Origin of the sequence: Pseudomonas sp. MWU13-3659 (assembly GCF_023757525.1) — a bacterium.
Taxonomy (GTDB): Bacteria; Pseudomonadota; Gammaproteobacteria; order Pseudomonadales; family Pseudomonadaceae; genus Aquipseudomonas; species Aquipseudomonas entomophila_E.
Window position 1 is genome coordinate 215,809 of record NZ_JAMSHW010000002.1, and the last position, 16,160, is coordinate 231,968.

Annotated in this window: 12 protein-coding genes; 5 read left to right on the top strand and 7 right to left on the bottom strand. The window is 65.7% G+C overall.

From position 1 onward, the window contains the following. Positions 1 to 105 precede the first annotated feature (105 nt). Positions 106 to 579, bottom strand: a complete 474-nt coding sequence (locus NGM28_RS03365; RefSeq protein ID WP_252088677.1) for a GNAT family N-acetyltransferase — start codon at positions 577 to 579, stop codon at positions 106 to 108. A 220-nt stretch (positions 580 to 799) separates the two neighbouring features. Between NGM28_RS03365 and NGM28_RS03370 the strand changes: the two genes are divergently transcribed. The 3 genes from NGM28_RS03370 to NGM28_RS03380 all read left to right on the top strand — a co-directional run bounded on the left by NGM28_RS03370 (position 800) and on the right by NGM28_RS03380 (position 7,837). After that, positions 800 to 1,441: a LysE family translocator gene (locus tag NGM28_RS03370; RefSeq protein ID WP_252088678.1), complete on the top strand. Its 642-nt coding sequence runs from the start codon at positions 800 to 802 to the stop codon at positions 1,439 to 1,441. A 378-nt stretch (positions 1,442 to 1,819) separates the two neighbouring features. Beyond that, positions 1,820 to 3,541 carry a ShlB/FhaC/HecB family hemolysin secretion/activation protein gene (locus NGM28_RS03375; RefSeq protein WP_252088679.1) on the top strand — a complete coding sequence of 574 codons (1,722 nt, stop codon included), beginning with the start codon at positions 1,820 to 1,822 and terminating at the stop codon, positions 3,539 to 3,541. Between the two features lie 45 nt (positions 3,542 to 3,586). Next, the gene (locus NGM28_RS03380) at positions 3,587 to 7,837 is read left to right on the top strand and encodes a hemagglutinin repeat-containing protein (protein WP_252088680.1); all 4,251 of its coding nucleotides are present in this window, start codon (positions 3,587 to 3,589) and stop codon (positions 7,835 to 7,837) included. A 141-nt stretch (positions 7,838 to 7,978) separates the two neighbouring features. Here the strand turns inward: NGM28_RS03380 and NGM28_RS03385 are convergent, their stop codons facing one another. The 4 genes from NGM28_RS03385 to nhaB form a co-directional block, all read right to left on the bottom strand. Continuing rightward, positions 7,979 to 8,680 (bottom strand): YoaK family protein, encoded by a 702-nt coding sequence (locus NGM28_RS03385; protein ID WP_252088681.1) that lies wholly within the window; start codon positions 8,678 to 8,680, stop codon positions 7,979 to 7,981. 118 nt (positions 8,681 to 8,798) lie between these two features. Further along, positions 8,799 to 9,413, bottom strand: coding sequence for a dihydrofolate reductase family protein (locus tag NGM28_RS03390; protein WP_252088682.1), 615 nt, complete (start codon positions 9,411 to 9,413; stop codon positions 8,799 to 8,801). A 238-nt stretch (positions 9,414 to 9,651) separates the two neighbouring features. After that, positions 9,652 to 10,272, bottom strand: a complete 621-nt coding sequence (locus NGM28_RS03395; protein WP_252088683.1) for a hypothetical protein — start codon at positions 10,270 to 10,272, stop codon at positions 9,652 to 9,654. An 84-nt stretch (positions 10,273 to 10,356) separates the two neighbouring features. Then, a complete protein-coding gene (gene nhaB, locus NGM28_RS03400) occupies positions 10,357 to 11,859 on the bottom strand; it encodes a sodium/proton antiporter NhaB (RefSeq protein WP_240063364.1) in 1,503 nt (500 codons plus the stop codon). Positions 11,860 to 12,010: 151 nt separating this feature from the next. On the opposite strand from nhaB, the gene NGM28_RS03405 reads away from it, so the two are divergent. Then, positions 12,011 to 12,823: a crotonase/enoyl-CoA hydratase family protein gene (locus NGM28_RS03405; RefSeq protein WP_252088684.1), complete on the top strand. Its 813-nt coding sequence runs from the start codon at positions 12,011 to 12,013 to the stop codon at positions 12,821 to 12,823. A gap of 34 nt (positions 12,824 to 12,857) precedes the next feature. Continuing rightward, positions 12,858 to 13,688, top strand: coding sequence for an NAD(+) diphosphatase (nudC, locus tag NGM28_RS03410; RefSeq protein WP_252088685.1), 831 nt, complete (start codon positions 12,858 to 12,860; stop codon positions 13,686 to 13,688). A gap of 110 nt (positions 13,689 to 13,798) precedes the next feature. On the opposite strand, the gene NGM28_RS03415 is transcribed toward nudC, so the two are convergent. Further along, on the bottom strand, positions 13,799 to 14,578 hold the full coding sequence (locus tag NGM28_RS03415; RefSeq protein ID WP_240063367.1) for a TSUP family transporter: 780 nt from the start codon (positions 14,576 to 14,578) through the stop codon (positions 13,799 to 13,801). A gap of 162 nt (positions 14,579 to 14,740) precedes the next feature. Continuing rightward, a complete protein-coding gene (locus NGM28_RS03420) occupies positions 14,741 to 16,084 on the bottom strand; it encodes a glutamine synthetase family protein (RefSeq protein WP_252088686.1) in 1,344 nt (447 codons plus the stop codon). Positions 16,085 to 16,160: the final 76 nt, after the last annotated feature.

Here is a 16,160-nt window from a genome sequence, read left to right on the forward strand (position 1 = left end):
AGCAGTGCCCGTGGGGCCGCGCCATACCTGCAGGAGCCGGCCTTGCCGGCGAAAGGGCCAGTCCCGTCAGCCCAGGGCAGTGGCCAGCGCAGGGGGCATGGCATGTCAGGGGGCAGTGGCGGCAAGGTCACGAGACATGAGCCATTGCCCCTCGCCCCATGCCTCGAACCGCTCCACCAGGCGCCATCCACGCTTGGCATAATAGGCGTGCTGGTCATGGGTATGCAGGTACAGTGTCGAGACCCCGCTGTCACGGGCGTGCTTGCAGATCCCTTCGATCAACCGTTCGGCGAGCCCTTGGCCACGTGCCTGCGGGCTGACGAACACACAAGCCAGCCAGGGCCCAAGCTCCGGTCGTTCGGGCAGGTCGTCGACGGCCAGTGCGGCACTGCCCAGCAAGCGGTCGCCGTCCAGCGCCACCAGGCACTTCCACTTGCCATTGCGCTGCCCCTCGGCGAACTCGCGTTGCCAGGCTGGCAAGGGGAAATCCTGGAACTCGTAGTGGAACTGTTGGTGCAGCCATTGCGCCAAGGTGTCGCAATGGGCCATTTGGTGTTCGAGCCAATCCAGGCGGGACATCGGTAGTTCCTTTTTTTGTTATCGATCACAGGGCGGCATCATGGCGCATTTCTGGTGTCTGGTGGTGCTGTGGGGCATCTGTAGGAGCGGGTTTACCCGCGAAGACGGTAGTGGGTTCGCCGACGCATTCGCGGGTGACGTGGCATTGTTCGAGGGTCGCCGCTTTTCATCATGGCTCCGTTGTATGATGCGGGTTCCGTAGCCTTGCACGAGCCTGAACATGGACACTCACTCGCTTCTCGCCTTCACCCTGGTCGCCGCGATCGCCATCGCCAGCCCAGGCCCCGCCACGCTCATGGCGATCAACAACAGCCTGGCCCACGGGCAACGCAGCGCGGTGTGGTCGTCGCTGGGCAACGCCACCGGGCTGTTCTGCCTGTCGGCCGCCGCGATGCTCGGGCTGGGGGCGTTGCTGGCCAGTTCGGAAATGCTGTTCAACGCGGTCAAGGTCATCGGCGCCGGCTACCTGTTCTACCTCGGTGCGCGGCAGCTGTTGAAGAAGAGCCCGATGCTGGTCGAGGGCATGGAGGAGGGCACGGGCAAGCGCCGGCCGACGCCGTTGAAATTGTACAAGTCGGCGTTCCTGACCGCGGTCACCAACCCCAAGGCGACGATGTTCTTCACCGCCCTGTTCCCGCAGTTCATCGACCAGGGCGCGGCGCTGCTGCCGCAGTTCCTGATCCTCACCGGGATCTTCATCCTGCTGTCGCTGACCTCCCTGAGCCTGTACGCCGCCCTTGCCGCACGGGCCAAGGGTGTACTGACCCGCCCGTCGCTGTCGCGCTGGGTCAGCCGGGTGGTGGGCTCGACCTTCATCGGGTTTGGCGCGGCGATCCTGGCGATGCGTCGGCAGACGGCCTGATCAACTTTTCATGATGGGGCGCCTGGCGCCCCGTACTGCAACTTCCCCGCGTAATGGTCTTGATGACCGTCCCTCTTCGAATCCCACTCTAAAGTTGTTGCCCGGTGATTCGTGTCTATTTGAAAGCAAGTACGCTGCTTTTGCTGGATTGTCCGACAATCTTCATTTCGTGTTTTATGAAACCTGCGAGGCAGGTGGGTTTGCGTAGGTTGCTATCAAAATGATGTGCAACTAATCGTCGAACTAATGACGCCAATTTTTCGAACGTTCTCAAGTTTCAAGACGAGGGCCGATAACCTGAAGTAGGCACGCCGGAAAGTTAAAAAATCCGACTGCCTGAATGCGTTAGTTGTGCAGTTCTGTCCGAATGGGTGTTGTATGTTGTACCTGCCTGCCTTGTCCCGCCGTTCCGCCACGCCCAGCCGGTTGTTGCCTGCCATGTGGCTGTGCCTGTGTGCCGGTTTTGCCCACGCCGAAACCGTCGCCCCGGGGCAGGAAGTGCTGCGCCAACAGCAACAGCAGCAGACCGACCTGCAACAGTTGCAGTTGGAACAACGCCGTCGACAACTGCAACGCGGCGCGTTTGGCCCCTCGGCGACGACACCGCAGGCGCCCCAGGCCGTGACCCCGGATGCGCAATGCTGGCCCCTGGCTGGCGTGCGCGTCGGTGGCGTCACGCTGATCGACCGCGCCACGCTCAACGCCCGTATCGAACCCCTGATCACCCCTTGCATGGGGGTGGGCCAGATCAATCACCTGCTGGCAACCCTCACCGCGCTGTATGTCGAGAAGGGCTATATTGCCAGCCGGCCTTACCTGAGCAGCGCTCCCGCCGCAGGGCATTCGCTGGACATCCTGGTCGACGAAGGCTACCTGGAGGCCATCGAACTGGCCGACCAACGCCTGCCGGTGTCCCTGGCCGGCGCCTTCCCCGGCATGCTGGGCGAGCCGTTGAACCTGCGCGACCTGGAGCAGGGCCTGGACCAGCTCAACCGCCTGCGTTCGGTCGACCTGACCGCCGATATCGCCCCAGGCAGCCAGCCCGGCGCCTCGCGCATCGTTTTGCGCCCGCGCAGCGCCGGGCAGCCGCGGGTGGCCGTGGGGCTGGGCCTGGACAACCTGGGCAGCGCCGGCACCGGTCGCGACCGCCAGGTGCTCAGCCTGAGCCTGGACAACCCGCTGGCGCTCAACGACCTGCTCAGCCTCAGCGCCAGCGACACCCTCAACCAGGGCGACCGCTACAGCCGCAATGCCAGCCTCTACTACGCCATCCCCTACGGCTACTGGACCTTCAGCCTGTTCGCCAGCCATGCCGAGTACCGCTCGCCGTTCAAGCTCAGCAGCGTCACCCTGCACAGCACCGGCATCACCGACCAGCTCAGCCTGCGCAGTGAGCGTGTGCTGTGGCGCGACCAGCAGCACCAGCTGAGCGCCAACCTGCAGCTGGCGCACAAGGAGGTCGACACGGAGTTCGCCAAGGTGCGGCTGGATGTGCAGAGCCCGACCCTGACGGTGGCCGAGGCCGGGCTCAACCTGTTCTGGCTCGACCGCGCCGTGTGGAACCTCGACGTCAACTATGCCCAGGGCCTGCGTTGGCTCGGCGCCGACGACGATGGCCGGCGCCTGAACGGTGACCTGCCCAAGGCGCAGTTCCACAAGTACCGCGCCAGCCTCGGCCAGTGGCGCAACGGCCAGCTTGGCGGGCAGGCCTGGCAATGGCAAAGCCAACTCAACATGCAATACAGCCCCGACCCGCTGCCCGCCATCGAGCAGTTGCTGGGTACCGACGATTCCGCCGTGCGCGGCTATCGGGTCAACAGCGTGTCCGGGGCCAGCGGGGCGGTCTGGCGCAACACCTTGCGCCTGCCCCTGCGCCATGACGGGCCCTTTGCGATCACCCCGCGCATTGGCCTCGACCACGGCTGGATCAAGGCCGACCACGGCGCCTCGAGCCAACGCCTGAGCGGTGCCAGTGTCGGCCTGAGCCTGGGCTACAAGGCCCTGCAGATCGATGTCGACTACCAGCGTGGCCTGACCACGCCCAGTGGCCTGCGCCACGAACCCGAAGTCTGGCTGTTCCGGGCCGGCCTGCAGATCTGACCGCGATCGCGCAGTGAATTGCAGCACCTACATGGAGAGTGACCTATGCCAAAGCACACCTTTGCCTTCCACCTTTCGCCGCAGGGCAAACTGCGCTGGGCGATTGCCAGCCTGTTCCTCGTCGCCAGCCTGCCGCAGGCATTGGCCGAGGGCGTGGTCGTAGCGCCCGGCCCCGGTGGCACGGCGCAATTGCAGACTCAGGGCGGCGTGCCCATCGTCAATATCGTCGCGCCCAATGGCGCGGGGCTGTCCCATAACCAGTTCCTCGACTACAACGTCGACCGCCAGGGCCTGGTGCTGAACAACGCCTTGCAGGCTGGTAACTCCCAGCTCGCCGGCCAACTGGCGGCCAACCCGCAGTTCCAGGGCCAGGCGGCGAGCGTGATCCTCAACGAAGTGGTCAGCCGCAACCCGTCGGCCATCAACGGCGCCCAGGAAATCTTCGGCCGCGCCGCCGACTATGTGCTGGCCAACCCCAATGGCATCTCGGTCAACGGCGCCAGTTTCATCAACACGCCCAATGCCAGCCTGGTGGTCGGCCGGCCCGAACTGAGCGAGGGCAAGCTGAAGAGCCTGGGCACCCAGGACGCCAGCGGCCAACTGCAGGTGCAGGGTGGTGGGCTGCGTAACGATGGTGGTTCGGTCAACCTGATCGCCCCGCGCATCGACAGCCAGGGGCGCCTGGATGCGCGTGACCAGCTCAACCTGACCGCGGGTCGCCAGCAGGTGGATTACGCCAGCGGGCAAGTCACCCACGTCGACCCAAGCGCCAGCACCACCGAGCAGCGCATCGACGCCAGCCTGTTCGGCGCGATGCAGGCCGGGCGCATCAACATCGTCAGCACGGCGCAGGGCGCGGGCGTGCGGGTCGGCGCGGTGCAGGTCGAAGGGCGTGATGGTGTGCGCATCGATTCGGCCGGCGACCTGAACATCAGCGGCGCGGCCGTGGCCGACAAGCTGGAGGCGACCCGTGCCGGCGTGCACAGCAGCCAGGGCGATGTCGGGCTGCGCAGCGGCCAGGACCTGACCCTGGCCGCCGCTGATGTCAGCGCACGCGACGTCGGTCTCGACGCCGGGCGCAACCTTACCCTGAGCACCGTGCAAAGCCGCAAGCTCCAGGAAAAACGCGAGAACTGGCGCAGCGGCGCGCTGGGTATCGACTGGGAAACCTACCAGCGCACCCAGACCGACAGCGAAACCCGCGAGCACGGCACCCAGGTCGTGGCCCGGCGCGACGCCCAGCTGAAATCGGGGCAGGACACGCAGCTCAATGCCGCCAGCGTCGAGGCGCCGGGCCACCTGAGCGTGACCAGCGGTGCCGACCTGCGCGTGACCGCCGCCACCGAACGCCATGTGCAGACCGACCAGGGCAAGCACACCAAGGGTTTCTGGAAGGCCGACTGGGACACCCGCAACGAAGAGCAGCGCAGCGTCACCAGCCAGCTCAAGGGTGGCGACATCGAACTGCGTGCCAAGGCGGCGGTGCTGGCCGAGGGCGCACAGCTGACCAGCGGCAAGGACATCCGCATCGACGGCAAGCAGGTGAAGATCAACAACGCCTCGCGCACCGACCAACGTGACAGCCAGAACCAGCAGAGCAAGTTCTTCGGCGTCAGCCACAACGAAGCCAAGCAGAACACCCGGGAAAGCACCTCGGTGCGCAGCGAGCTGGTAGCCGGTGGCAATGTCGGCCTGAACAGCACTGAAGGCATCGATGTGGTCGGCTCGACGGTCAAGGCCAGCGGTACGCTGAACGCCGAGGCGGCGGGCGATGTGAAGGTCATCTCGGCCCAGGACACCCGTGAACAAAGCAGTGCCAGCAGCAATCGAGGTTTCGTGGCCTCTGCCAAGGAGACGGCGCCTGGCTCCGGTCAATACCGTGCGGGCGTGGGGTATGTCAGCGAGCAGCAAGGGGCGACCCGCACCGACGTCAAGCAGCAGGGTTCGAGCCTCAGTGGCAGCGAGGTGCAGGTCAATGCCGGTGGCGAGTTGGCGCTCAAGGGGGCGACGGTGAAATCCACCTCCGGCGACACCACCCTGACCGGCAAGCAGGTGTCGTTGCTCGCCGAGCAGGATCGCCACAGTGAATCCAGCGACAGCAGCCGTACTTCAGGGGGTGTCTACCTCACCGCCGGCCTCGATCGCGCGGGCGCCGGGGTCGATTTCGCCCATGGCACGCAACAGGACGCCTCGAGCACGACGACCGCGAAGACCACCGGCGTGGACAGCGCTGGCAAGCTGACGATCAAGGCTGACACCCTGGCCAGTGAAGGGGCGCAGGTGAACAGCACCGGCAAATTGAGCGTTACCGCCAACCAGGTGGAGAACCGCGCGGCCAGCGATACCACCAGCAGCAGCCATCAGCAGAGCGACTGGTCGGCGGATGTCGGCGTCAACGTCGAGTACAAGGACATCGCCCGGCCGATCGCAGGCGTGGTCAAGGATGTGGTCGATGGCAAGGTCTCGGTCAAGGATGCGCTCGACGGCAAGCTGCCGCTCAAGGACGTCAAGGATGTACTGGACGGCAAGACCTCGCTGACCGACGCCCTGGGCAAGCTGGGCACACCGAACCTGGGCGTCGACCTGGCCGTCGGGCATGCCAGCGAGCAGCGCAGCGAACAGACCGGCACCGCAGTGGTCGGCCAGTTCAATGGCCAGGGCGTCGAGCTGAACGTGGCCGGCGCAGTGAAGGACCAGGGCACCCAGTACAACGCCAACGGTGGCGTGCTGAGCGTCAAGGCGGGCTCGCTGCAGGCCGAGGCGGCCAGCAACACCCACAGCCGCACCGAGCAGCAGGTGACCGCCGATGTGTCTGCCCGGGTCTACACCAAGACCGGCGAGGACCTGAACGTGACCGCCAACGGTTCGGGGGGGAGCAAGTCCCTGGCTGAAGACAAGTCCACTGCCGTGGTTGGCAGCTACACCGGCAGCCAGGGCCTGAACATCCAGGTCGGTGGCGATGCCCGCTTCGAAGGCAGCCGCCTCGACGGCGGCCAGGGCGCCGTGGCCGTCAACACCGGTGGCAAGCTGGCCCTGGACCAGGCCAACAACCATGAGCGTCGCGACACCGGCAGCCTCGGTGGCAGCGGGTCGCTGACCGTGGGTACCTTGCCGGTAGGCGACAAGATCGACCTGGGGGCCGGGTTCCAGCTCGACCATGCCGGTGAGCACATCGTTGACAGCAAGGCCCAGGTGGCGAGCGTCAAGGGCAGTGGCTCGGTGCAGCTGAGTAGCGGTGGTGGCCAGGTACAACAAGGTACGCGCATCGACGCGGGCGGCCCGGTCGAGGTCAAGGCTGGTGGCGCGCTCGACCTGCAAGCGGCCAGCGACACCCGTACCGTCACCGGCAGCCACCTGGGCGGCGGCCTCAACCTCGGCGGCAAGGCAGCCACCGGTGAACAAGGCCGTGACCTGACTGGCAAGCTGGGCGGCAACTTCAATGTGGGGCAGACCAACGAACGCTCGCAGACCCTGACCGGTGGCCAGCTCGATAGCCGTGGCACTGTGGGCCTGGAAGGCCAGTCGGTGCACCTGCAGGGTACGCAGGTCGGCGCGGTGGGCGTCAACGTGGCGGCAGGCGAGGGCGGCCTGGTGCTGGAGTCGGCGCAGTCCACCCAGAGCCGCGGCAACTGGGGCGTCGACCTGAAGGCCGGCAGCAACCTGAGCCGCAACACGCCAGCGGATGCCGGGCAACAGGTCACCACGTCGAAAGATTTCGACCTGGGTGGCAAGGTGCACGTCGACTACCTGCAAGGCGTCACCCAGCAGAACAGCCACATCACCGCTGGCGAAGTGACGCTGAACAGTGCTGGCACGGCGCAGCTCAGCGGCGCACGGGTCGATGGCCAACAGGTCGGCGGCAAGCTGGCGGGTGGGCTGACGGTCCAGGACCGGCAGGACACCACCACGTCGGTTCGTCTTGATCTGGGCGCGGGCCTGGCTGGCAAGCCGGGCAAGGTGAAAGAGGGCCAGGACAAGGAGGGCCAGGAGAAGGCCGGCTTCGACTACACGCCATCGTTCAACGCCCAGGGCGAGTTCATGCGCAAGGCCACGACCAAGGAGTCGTCGCACATTGCCAGTGAGCGCAACCTGGCGCTGGAAGGCAAGGGTGTCGAGCAGGCCGGGACACAGATCGGTGCCGAGGTGAAACCGCTGGGCTATGAGGTCAAGGCCACGCTGGACCTGCCCAAGCTGCCCGAGGGTGGTGTGCCGAGCGTTTCGCTGGACAACGGCAAGCTGAAAGTCGGCCCTGTCACGGTCGAAGGCCATGTTGACGGCCTGACCACCAAGGGCTGATCGACACCCACCGTGGGCGCCGGCATGGCCGGTTCCTGCGGTGCTCGGCGCGGTGCCTGTAGGAGCGGGTTTACCCGCGAATGCGAAGGTGGGCTCACCGGCGTATTCGCGGGTAAACCCGTTCCCACAGGGCCTGGCCGCTCATCGGGGCATGTAGCCCAACTGCCAGGCCCTGGGGATGAACCGCGTCACCAGGGCCAACAGGCAGGCCAGGGCACAGCTGGCCGCCAACGCCCGCAACCCGAGCCGCTGTTCCAGCCAGGCCCCCATCGCCGCACCCAGCAGCATGCCGCTCCACGGCACCAGCTGCACGCGCCAGCCATGCCGACGTTCGCCCAACAGCCAGCGCCCGAGCCCGCGCCCGAACCGCGAAAGCGCCCCGGTCACGTAGGTCAGGCCGATGGGCAGGCCATTCACCTGTTCGACCACGGCATTGAGCATGCCCATGGCGAGAATCGTCGTGACCAGCGCCGCGAAGGTCGACGTCCCGGGCCAGGCGGCGGCGAAGGCAAGCAGCGCGGCGACCAGCAACAGCAATGGCGAGGCCCGTCGCCGGAATTGCCGGGCCAATAGCACACCCATGGCATTACCCAGCACGAAGCTGAGGATCGCCAGGGCCAGGCGCAGCATCAGGGTAAAGTCCGCCTGGCTGATCGCCACGGCCAGACGGGTAGTGTTGCCGCTCATGAACGAGACGAAGTCCCCCAATGCCAGCAGGCCGATCGCATCGGTCATGCCCGCCAACACCGACAGCCCGGCCACCAGCCCAAGGCCGACCCGCCCGCGCAGTACTTGCAACCTGACCCGGCGGGCGCTGTGCAGGGAGGAGGCGGTGGGCAGCATGCGAGGTATCTCCGGTACGGGACGGGGCGGGACCCCGATCATATACCTGGCGTCATGTTGGCGACTGCCCACGGACGGATCTGGATCATGTTGTGGCTCTGTTGCGTGAGGTCATTGTTCAAAATCTGCCGGTGCGTACATCGCCACTGCGCACATAGTGCGCAATCAGTACACCGTTGGGTGAGACGACCGATTCCCTCAAGGTGAATGCCGCTGCCTGCGCATCGTCGCCGAACAGGCGCTTGCCGCACCCGAGCAGCAACGGGTGGATCAGCAGGCGCAGCTCATCCACCAGGCCCGCGGCCAGCAACTGGCGGACCAGCTCGCCACTGCCCTGGGTCAGCAGGTGAGCGCCATCTTGCTGCTTGAGCCTGTTGACCGCCGCGGTCACGTCCTGGCCCAAGGCATGGCTGTTGTGCCACGCAATCGATTCGGGGTGGTGGGTGGCGACGTGCTTGGGGACGCTGTTGAACAGGTCTGCGAGCGGGCTATTCGCCGAATCTTGCCCCTGCTGTGGCCAGTACCCGGCAAAGATGTCGTAGGTGCGCCGCCCCAGCAGCAATTCGAAGGGCTCGCTGAACAGCGCCTGCATGGTCTGGCCGAAGACTTCGTCGGCGTAGGGCGGGATCCAGCCGCCGTAGGTGAAGCCGCCGCTGGTATCTTCCTCTGGCCCGCCGGGGGCCTGCATGACGCCGTCGAGGGTGATGAAGGCGGCAACGATGAGCTTGCGCATGGGTGGACCTCCTCGGTTGTTTGAGGGTTAGTCGAACGCCGCGAGCTGAAATCGACAGGAGCACTGAAAGATAGCCGGATATGGACGGCTGTGTAGGAGCGGCCTTGTGCCGCGAACGGGCTGCACAGCAGCCCCTGCAATCTCGCAGGCGCCACTGAGATCCTGGGGCCGCGTTGCGGCCCTTTCGCGGCGCAAGGCCGCTCCTACAGGGCATGGTTGTTGTCGGCGAGCCTTGTGCTCAAGGCTGGAGGGAGGGGCGGCCTGGCAGCGATGCGATCATCTGGTCGAAGGCGGCGACCGAATAGCGCGCTGAGAGGTTCTCCATGGCTGGAGGTTGCGTGGGGAAGTCAAAGTGAACACGCCCGGGCAGCACTTTTTCCAGGGCCGAGTACCACGTCATCAGCGCCGGTTGCAGGCGCACATGCAGCTCGAAGCCGCTACGTCGGCGGGTGCTGTCCGCCTGGGCACGTGCCCGCGCCAGGCGAGGGTCGATACGGCCGACAAGGTAACGGTCGGCGAAGCCGATGCGCCCTTGCACGATCGTCTCCCGAGTGGCGGCAAGCTCCAGGTGCCAGTCACGCTCGCTTGCCTCGCCGATCTGCCACAGGCTCCAGATGTAGTGCAATTTGAGCGGGTCACTGTCGCACACCGCCCGTGTCGCGGCACTTTCCATCGCCAGCGCCGCTTGCCAGCGATCCACGTTGCGCTCCGCCCAAAATGCCGCCACGCCGACCGGGTCCGTCAGGCGCTCCGGCACGTTGGCGAAACGTCCATGTTCAGCAACGACATGCTGCTTTCCATGCTGGGCGCACCAAGTGGTCTTGCCACAGGCGCTGATCCCTTCGACCACCAGAATCATGCTTCGACTGCTCCATTGCTTGCCTCATCCTTGTGGGCAGGGCGCGTGACGCCCCTGCCCGAGGACTTTCCAAAGGCGCGCACTCTACAGCCAGTAGGTCACCGCCCACCAGCCCAGCCCACCCATGACCACGGTGTAGGGCAGGGCCATCCACACCATGCGCCCGTAAGACAGGCGAATCAGCGGCGCGATCGCCGAAGTGAGCAGGAACAGGAACGCCGCCTGGCCGTTGGGTGTGGCCACGCTGGGCAGGTTGGTGCCGGTGTTGATCGCCACCGCCAGGGTCTCGAAGTGCTCGCGGCTCATCGCGCCATTGAGGAAGGCTTGCTTGACCTCGGTGATGTAGATGGTGGCGACGAACACGTTGTCGCTGATCGCCGACAGCAGGCCGTTGGCCAGGTACAGCATGCCCGGCTGCTGCTCGCTGGGCAGGGCCAGCACCCAGGCGATCAGTGGGCTGAACAGCTGCTGCTGGTGAATTACCGCAACCACGGCGAAGAACACCACCAGCAGCGCGGTGAACGGCATGGCGTCCTGGAACGCACGGCCCAGGCGATGTTCGTCGGTGATACCGGTGAAGGCAGTGATCAGCACGATCACCAGCAGGCCGATCAACCCCACCTCGGCGATGTGCAGGCCCAGGCAGACGATCAGGATCAGCGCGGCCAGGCCCTGGACCACCAGGGCGATACGTTGCGCCTGGGTGCGTGCGGCGTCGTCTTCTGCGGCATAGGCGGCCAGTACCTGGCGCACGCGCTCGGGCATCAGCGTGCCGTAACCGAACAGCCGCAGTTTTTCCAGCAGCGCGCAGGTCACCAGGCCTGCTGCCAGCACGGGCATGGAGACCGGCGCGACCTTGCTGAAGAAGTCAGCGAAGTGCCAGCCCATCTCATGGCCGATCAGCAGGTTCTGTGGCTCGCCCACCAAGGTGCACACGCCGCCCAGGGCGGTACCCACTGCACCATGCATCAGCAGGCTGCGCAGGAAGGCGCGGAACTGGTCGAGGTCTTCGCGGTGCAGTTGCTCGACCTGATGGTCGCTGTCCAGCGCCGATTCCTCGCGTGGGTTGGTGCCGGAGGCGACCCGGTGGTAGACAGCATAGAAACCCACCGCCGCGCTGATGATCACCGCGGTCACGGTGAGGGCATCGAGGAACGCCGAAAGGAACGCCGACAGCACGCAGAACAGCAGGCTGAGCACAGCTTTGGAGCGCACCCCCAGCAGGATCCGCGAGAACAGGAACAGCAGCAGCTCCTTCATGAAGTGGATGCCGGCGACCATGAACATCAGCAGCAGGATCACCGGGAAGTTGTGCTGCAGCTCTTCATAGAGCGCCTCGGGCGTGGTCATGCGCAGCAGCAGTGCCTCGACCAGCAGCAGCCCGCCGGGCATCAGCGGGTAGCACTTGAGCGCCATCCCCAGGGTGAAGATGAACTGGATCACCAGTACCCAGCCGGTGACCACCGGGCCGAGGGTCGCCAGCAGCAAGGGGTTGAGGACCAGGAACAGGGCGATGACGGCCTTGTACCAGCGCGGCGACTGGCCCAGGAAGCTGTGGGCGAGGGCGCCGGTCAGGGAGCGGGACATGAATTTGTATCCTTTTGATTCAGCAGTCGCGCACGGTGCCCCATCAAGCCGCGCGACGCAAGGCATCCAGTCCAGCTTTTGGCACATGCACGGCCTTGCCGCTGCGCTAAGATCCTGCACTGTGAACCCTTTCCCCACAGGAGTGCCGTCCGTGACCGACTACACCGCGTTCAAGGTCGAACTGACCGACAACATCGCCCACGTGCAAATCAACCGCCCGGAAAAGATCAACGCGATGAATGCCGCGTTCTGGGAGGAGATCGTCGACATCTTCCAGTGGATCGACGATACCGACGCAGTGCGCGCGGTGGTCATCAGCGGTGCGGGCAAGCATTTCTCCTCGGGCATCGACCTGATGATGCTGGCCTCGCTGGCCGGCCAGATGGGCAAGGACGTCGGCCGCAACGCCCGCCTGCTGCGCCACACCATCCTGCGCCTGCAAAGCTCGTTCAATGCCGTGGACAATTGCCGCAAGCCGGTGCTGGCGGCGATCCAGGGTTACTGCATTGGTGGCGCCATCGACCTGGTCTCGGCCTGCGACATGCGCTACTGCGCCAGCGACGCGCAGTTCTCGATCAAGGAGATCGACATGGGCATGGCCGCCGATGTCGGCACTTTGCAACGTCTGCCGCGTATCATCGGCGACGGCATTCTGCGCGAGCTGGCCTACACCGGGCGCAACGTGGACGCCGACGAGGCGCTGCGCATCGGCCTGGTCAACCGTGTCTACGCTGACCAGGCGGCGCTGCTCGACGGGGTCTTTGCCATCGCCCGGGAAATTGCCGCAAAATCACCGGTCGCGGTGGCCGGCACCAAGGAGATGCTCAGCTACATGCGTGACCATCGCATCGACGATGGCCTGGAGTACATCGCCACCTGGAACGCCGCCATGCTGCAGTCCGAAGACCTGCGCGTGGCCGTGGCCGCCCACATGAGCAAACAGCAACCGACGTTCGCCGACTGACCTCGCGGCGGGCGTCTTCAAGGGGCCCTGAACCATGTCAGCACGCTGGACAACCGCAGTACTCGACCCGCAGACCACCGGAGGCTGGGCCGTCGCCCGCAGCCCGGAGGGGTTCCTGGTGGACGCCAACGGCGCGCTGTTTCCCCGCGATTGGCTCAAGCGCCAGGAACTGGATGTGCTGTGCGAGCACGGCATCGGCCATTTCGACGGCCAGCCGGTGTTCCTGCTGGAGCTGCGCACCGCCAGCGAAGTCCAGGGTTGCCACTGGCAAGGGCTGCGCCGGTTCATGCTCGAAGGCGATTTCGACACTTACAAGGTGCTGGGCTACGCCGCGCAGATCGGCACCTGGGCCCGCGAGCACCGTTTTTGCGGCAGCTGCGGGCAACCCATGACGCAGATCCACTGGGAGCGGGCGATGTATTGCCAGCCGTGCGACCTGCGCAGCTACCCGCGCATTTCACCCAGCATGATCGTGTTGATCACCCGTGGCGACGAGGTGCTGCTGGCCCGCTCGCCACGCTTCGTCACCGGCGTGTACAGCACCCTGGCCGGCTTCGCCGAACCGGGCGAAGCCGCCGAGGATTGTCTGGTGCGTGAGGTCCGTGAAGAAGTGGCGATCGAGGTGAAGAACATCCAGTACGTGGGCAGCCAATGCTGGCCGTTCCCGCACTCGATGATGCTGGGTTTCCATGCCGAGTACGCGGGCGGGGAGATCGTCATGCAGCCGGACGAGATTGAGGACGCCCAATGGTTCAACGTCCACGACCTGCCGCCATTACCGGCCGGGCGCTCCATCGCCCGTTACCTGATCGACCTGTACGTAGCGCGGCGCCTGGGGTTGGCGGAGCCTGTGCTGCCGGCCTGACGCCGCCGCGATTCCTGTAGGAGCGGCTAAAGCCGCTCCTACAGGGGTGAACGTAAATCCCGAACACGCCGCAAGACCGTTACTTCCACACCGAATGAGGTGACGCCGTATCAGGCCTGACCGAACCAATGCTGCCACGCCAGGCGAACGGTCAACGCCAACACCACGGTGATGAACACCGGGCGGATGAACTTGCTGCCGCCGCTGATCGCTGTGCGTGCACCAAAGAAAGCACCCACCATCACCGACAGGCCCATGCACAGGCCGACGATGTAGTCCACCTGCCCGGAAATGACGAACACCGTCAGCGCCGCGATGTTGCTGACGAAGTTCATGCTGCGCGCCACGCCGCTGGCGCGGACCAGGTCGATGGGGTAGAGCAGCAGCGTGCTCACGGTCCAGAACGCGCCGGTACCGGGGCCGGCCACGCCGTCATAGAAGCCCAGCGAGAAGCCCTGGGGAAACTGCCATTTGCGCTTGATCGGCGCGTCGGCGTCCAGCGGTGCCTTGGGCGTGCCACCGAACAGCAGGTACACGCCGCAGGCGAAGACGATCACCGGCAGCATCTTGTTCAGCCATTCCGCCGGCATGTAGTGGGCGGCCACCGCGCCGATCAGCGCGCCCACCAGCGTGCCGAGAATCGCCAGGCGCCATTGCGCCGGGTGAAACAGCTTGCGCCGGTAGTAGGTGATGCTGGCGGTGGCCGCGCCGAAGGTCGAGCTGAGCTTGTTGGTGCCCAGCACCAGGTGCGGGGGCATACCGGCGGTCAGCAGGGCCGGGGTGGTCAGCAGGCCGCCGCCGCCGGCGATGGCATCGATGAAACCGGCGACGAAGGCGACCAGGGCGAGGATCAGCAGGGTGAGCGGTTCTACGGTGAGTTCGAAGGGCATGGGGGCTTGGGCTGGCTGGACGGCGGGGTGCGGCAAAAGGCCGCGCTAGAGGCGGTACATGGTAATCCTCGGCAGGTTGAGTTGCCAGCGTCGGCCTTGTTCGCCGGCAAGCCGGCTCCTACAAGGCCCTCCGTAGGAGCCGGCTTGCCGGCGAACAGGGCCTTACAGGAACCACCGATATTCCCGCGCACTGACCTCCTGCATGAACGCCAGGTGATCCTGGCGCTTGTTCTCGCAATACACCATGACGAACTCCGCCCCCAGCCCTTCATTCACCACCGGATGCGCGCGCATGGCCGCCACCGCGCCAAGCATATCCTTGGGAAAATCGATGCCGCTGCCACGGTTCTCGTTCAATGGCGCGATAGGTTCCTGCGCGGCATCCAGCCCATGCTCCATCCCACACAGGATCGCCGCCAGCACCAGATATGGGTTGGCATCCGCCCCTGCCAGCCGATGCTCGATGCGCAGGTTGCGTGGGTCCGACTCTGGGATGCGGATACACGCGTCGCGATCCTCGAAGCCCCAGCTGGCGCGGCTGGCGGCATTGACCATGGCGCCATAGCGGCGGAACGCATTGTGGTTGGCGGCGAAGATTGGCATGCAGTGCGGCAGCAGCGCCAGGCAGCCAGACACGGCGTGGCGCAGCGGGCGTTGCTGGTCGGCGGCGAGCAGGTTGTTGCCATCTCGGTCGTAGAGGCTGACATGCACGTGCATGCCGCTGCCTGGCGCCTGCAGGTAGGGCTTGCTCATGAATGAAGCGCGCAACCCGTGTTTCAGCGCCACGCCTCGGGTACTGCGGCAGAACATCGCCGCCCAGTCGGCGGCGCGCAGGCCATCGTCGCAGTGGCCGAAATTGATCTCGAACTGGCCCGGCCCCAGCTCTGCGGTGATGACGTTGGCGTCCACGCCTTGGGCGTTGGCGGCCTCGACCATCTCGCGCAGCACATCGGAGAAGCGCGACAGGCGTTCGATGTGCAGGTTGGGTTGGTCGTCGACGTCATTGCTGAGCGGGTCGTGGGGAAACTGTGGCAGGCCTTCCTTGAGCGCGCGGTCGAACAGGTAGAACTCCAGCTCGAACGCCACCACCGGGCGGATGCCTCGTCGCGCCAGGCGCTGCAACACACGGGCGAGCACTTCGCGGGGTTCGAACTCGATGGGCGCGGCGGTGCCATCGGACGTGATCAACATCTGGCCCAGTGGCTCGCGCTCCCAGCTCACCGGCTTGAGCGTGCCTGGTACCAGGCGGCGCAGGGCGTCCGGGTCGCCGTCGTTGAAGCAGTAGTCGCCGATCGGGAACAGCCCGCCCTGGACACCCAGCAACACGCAGTTCTGCGGCAGCTTCAGGGGGCTGCCGGCGGCGACCTTGTCCAGCATGTCGATGGGGTAGCGCTTGCCGTAGAAGTGGCCAGGAATGTCCAGGCTGATCAAGTCGACATAGCGCACGTCAGGATGCTGTGAGCGGAAGGCACGGACTTCGTCGAGCAAGCTGTGGTTCGTGGTCATCGTGTGCTCCATTGCAATGAAACAAGATTCAGTGATCGTCAGCTTCAAGGTCAACGCGGCACCTGTAGGAGCCGGC

What these genes read in the sequence shown, in the direction of transcription:
- NGM28_RS03380 (WP_252088680.1), top strand. Translation starts at nt 3,587, where the DNA reads ATGCCAAAGCACACCTTTGCCTTCCACCTTTCGCCGCAGGGCAAACTG.
- nhaB (WP_240063364.1), bottom strand. Translation starts at nt 11,859, where the DNA reads ATGTCCCGCTCCCTGACCGGCGCCCTCGCCCACAGCTTCCTGGGCCAG.
- nudC (WP_252088685.1), top strand. Translation starts at nt 12,858, where the DNA reads ATGTCAGCACGCTGGACAACCGCAGTACTCGACCCGCAGACCACCGGA.
- NGM28_RS03375 (WP_252088679.1), top strand. Translation starts at nt 1,820, where the DNA reads ATGTTGTACCTGCCTGCCTTGTCCCGCCGTTCCGCCACGCCCAGCCGG.
- NGM28_RS03415 (WP_240063367.1), bottom strand. Translation starts at nt 14,578, where the DNA reads ATGCCCTTCGAACTCACCGTAGAACCGCTCACCCTGCTGATCCTCGCC.
- NGM28_RS03385 (WP_252088681.1), bottom strand. Translation starts at nt 8,680, where the DNA reads ATGCTGCCCACCGCCTCCTCCCTGCACAGCGCCCGCCGGGTCAGGTTG.
- NGM28_RS03420 (WP_252088686.1), bottom strand. Translation starts at nt 16,084, where the DNA reads ATGACCACGAACCACAGCTTGCTCGACGAAGTCCGTGCCTTCCGCTCA.
- NGM28_RS03390 (WP_252088682.1), bottom strand. Translation starts at nt 9,413, where the DNA reads ATGCGCAAGCTCATCGTTGCCGCCTTCATCACCCTCGACGGCGTCATG.
- NGM28_RS03365 (WP_252088677.1), bottom strand. Translation starts at nt 579, where the DNA reads ATGTCCCGCCTGGATTGGCTCGAACACCAAATGGCCCATTGCGACACC.
- NGM28_RS03370 (WP_252088678.1), top strand. Translation starts at nt 800, where the DNA reads ATGGACACTCACTCGCTTCTCGCCTTCACCCTGGTCGCCGCGATCGCC.
- NGM28_RS03395 (WP_252088683.1), bottom strand. Translation starts at nt 10,272, where the DNA reads ATGATTCTGGTGGTCGAAGGGATCAGCGCCTGTGGCAAGACCACTTGG.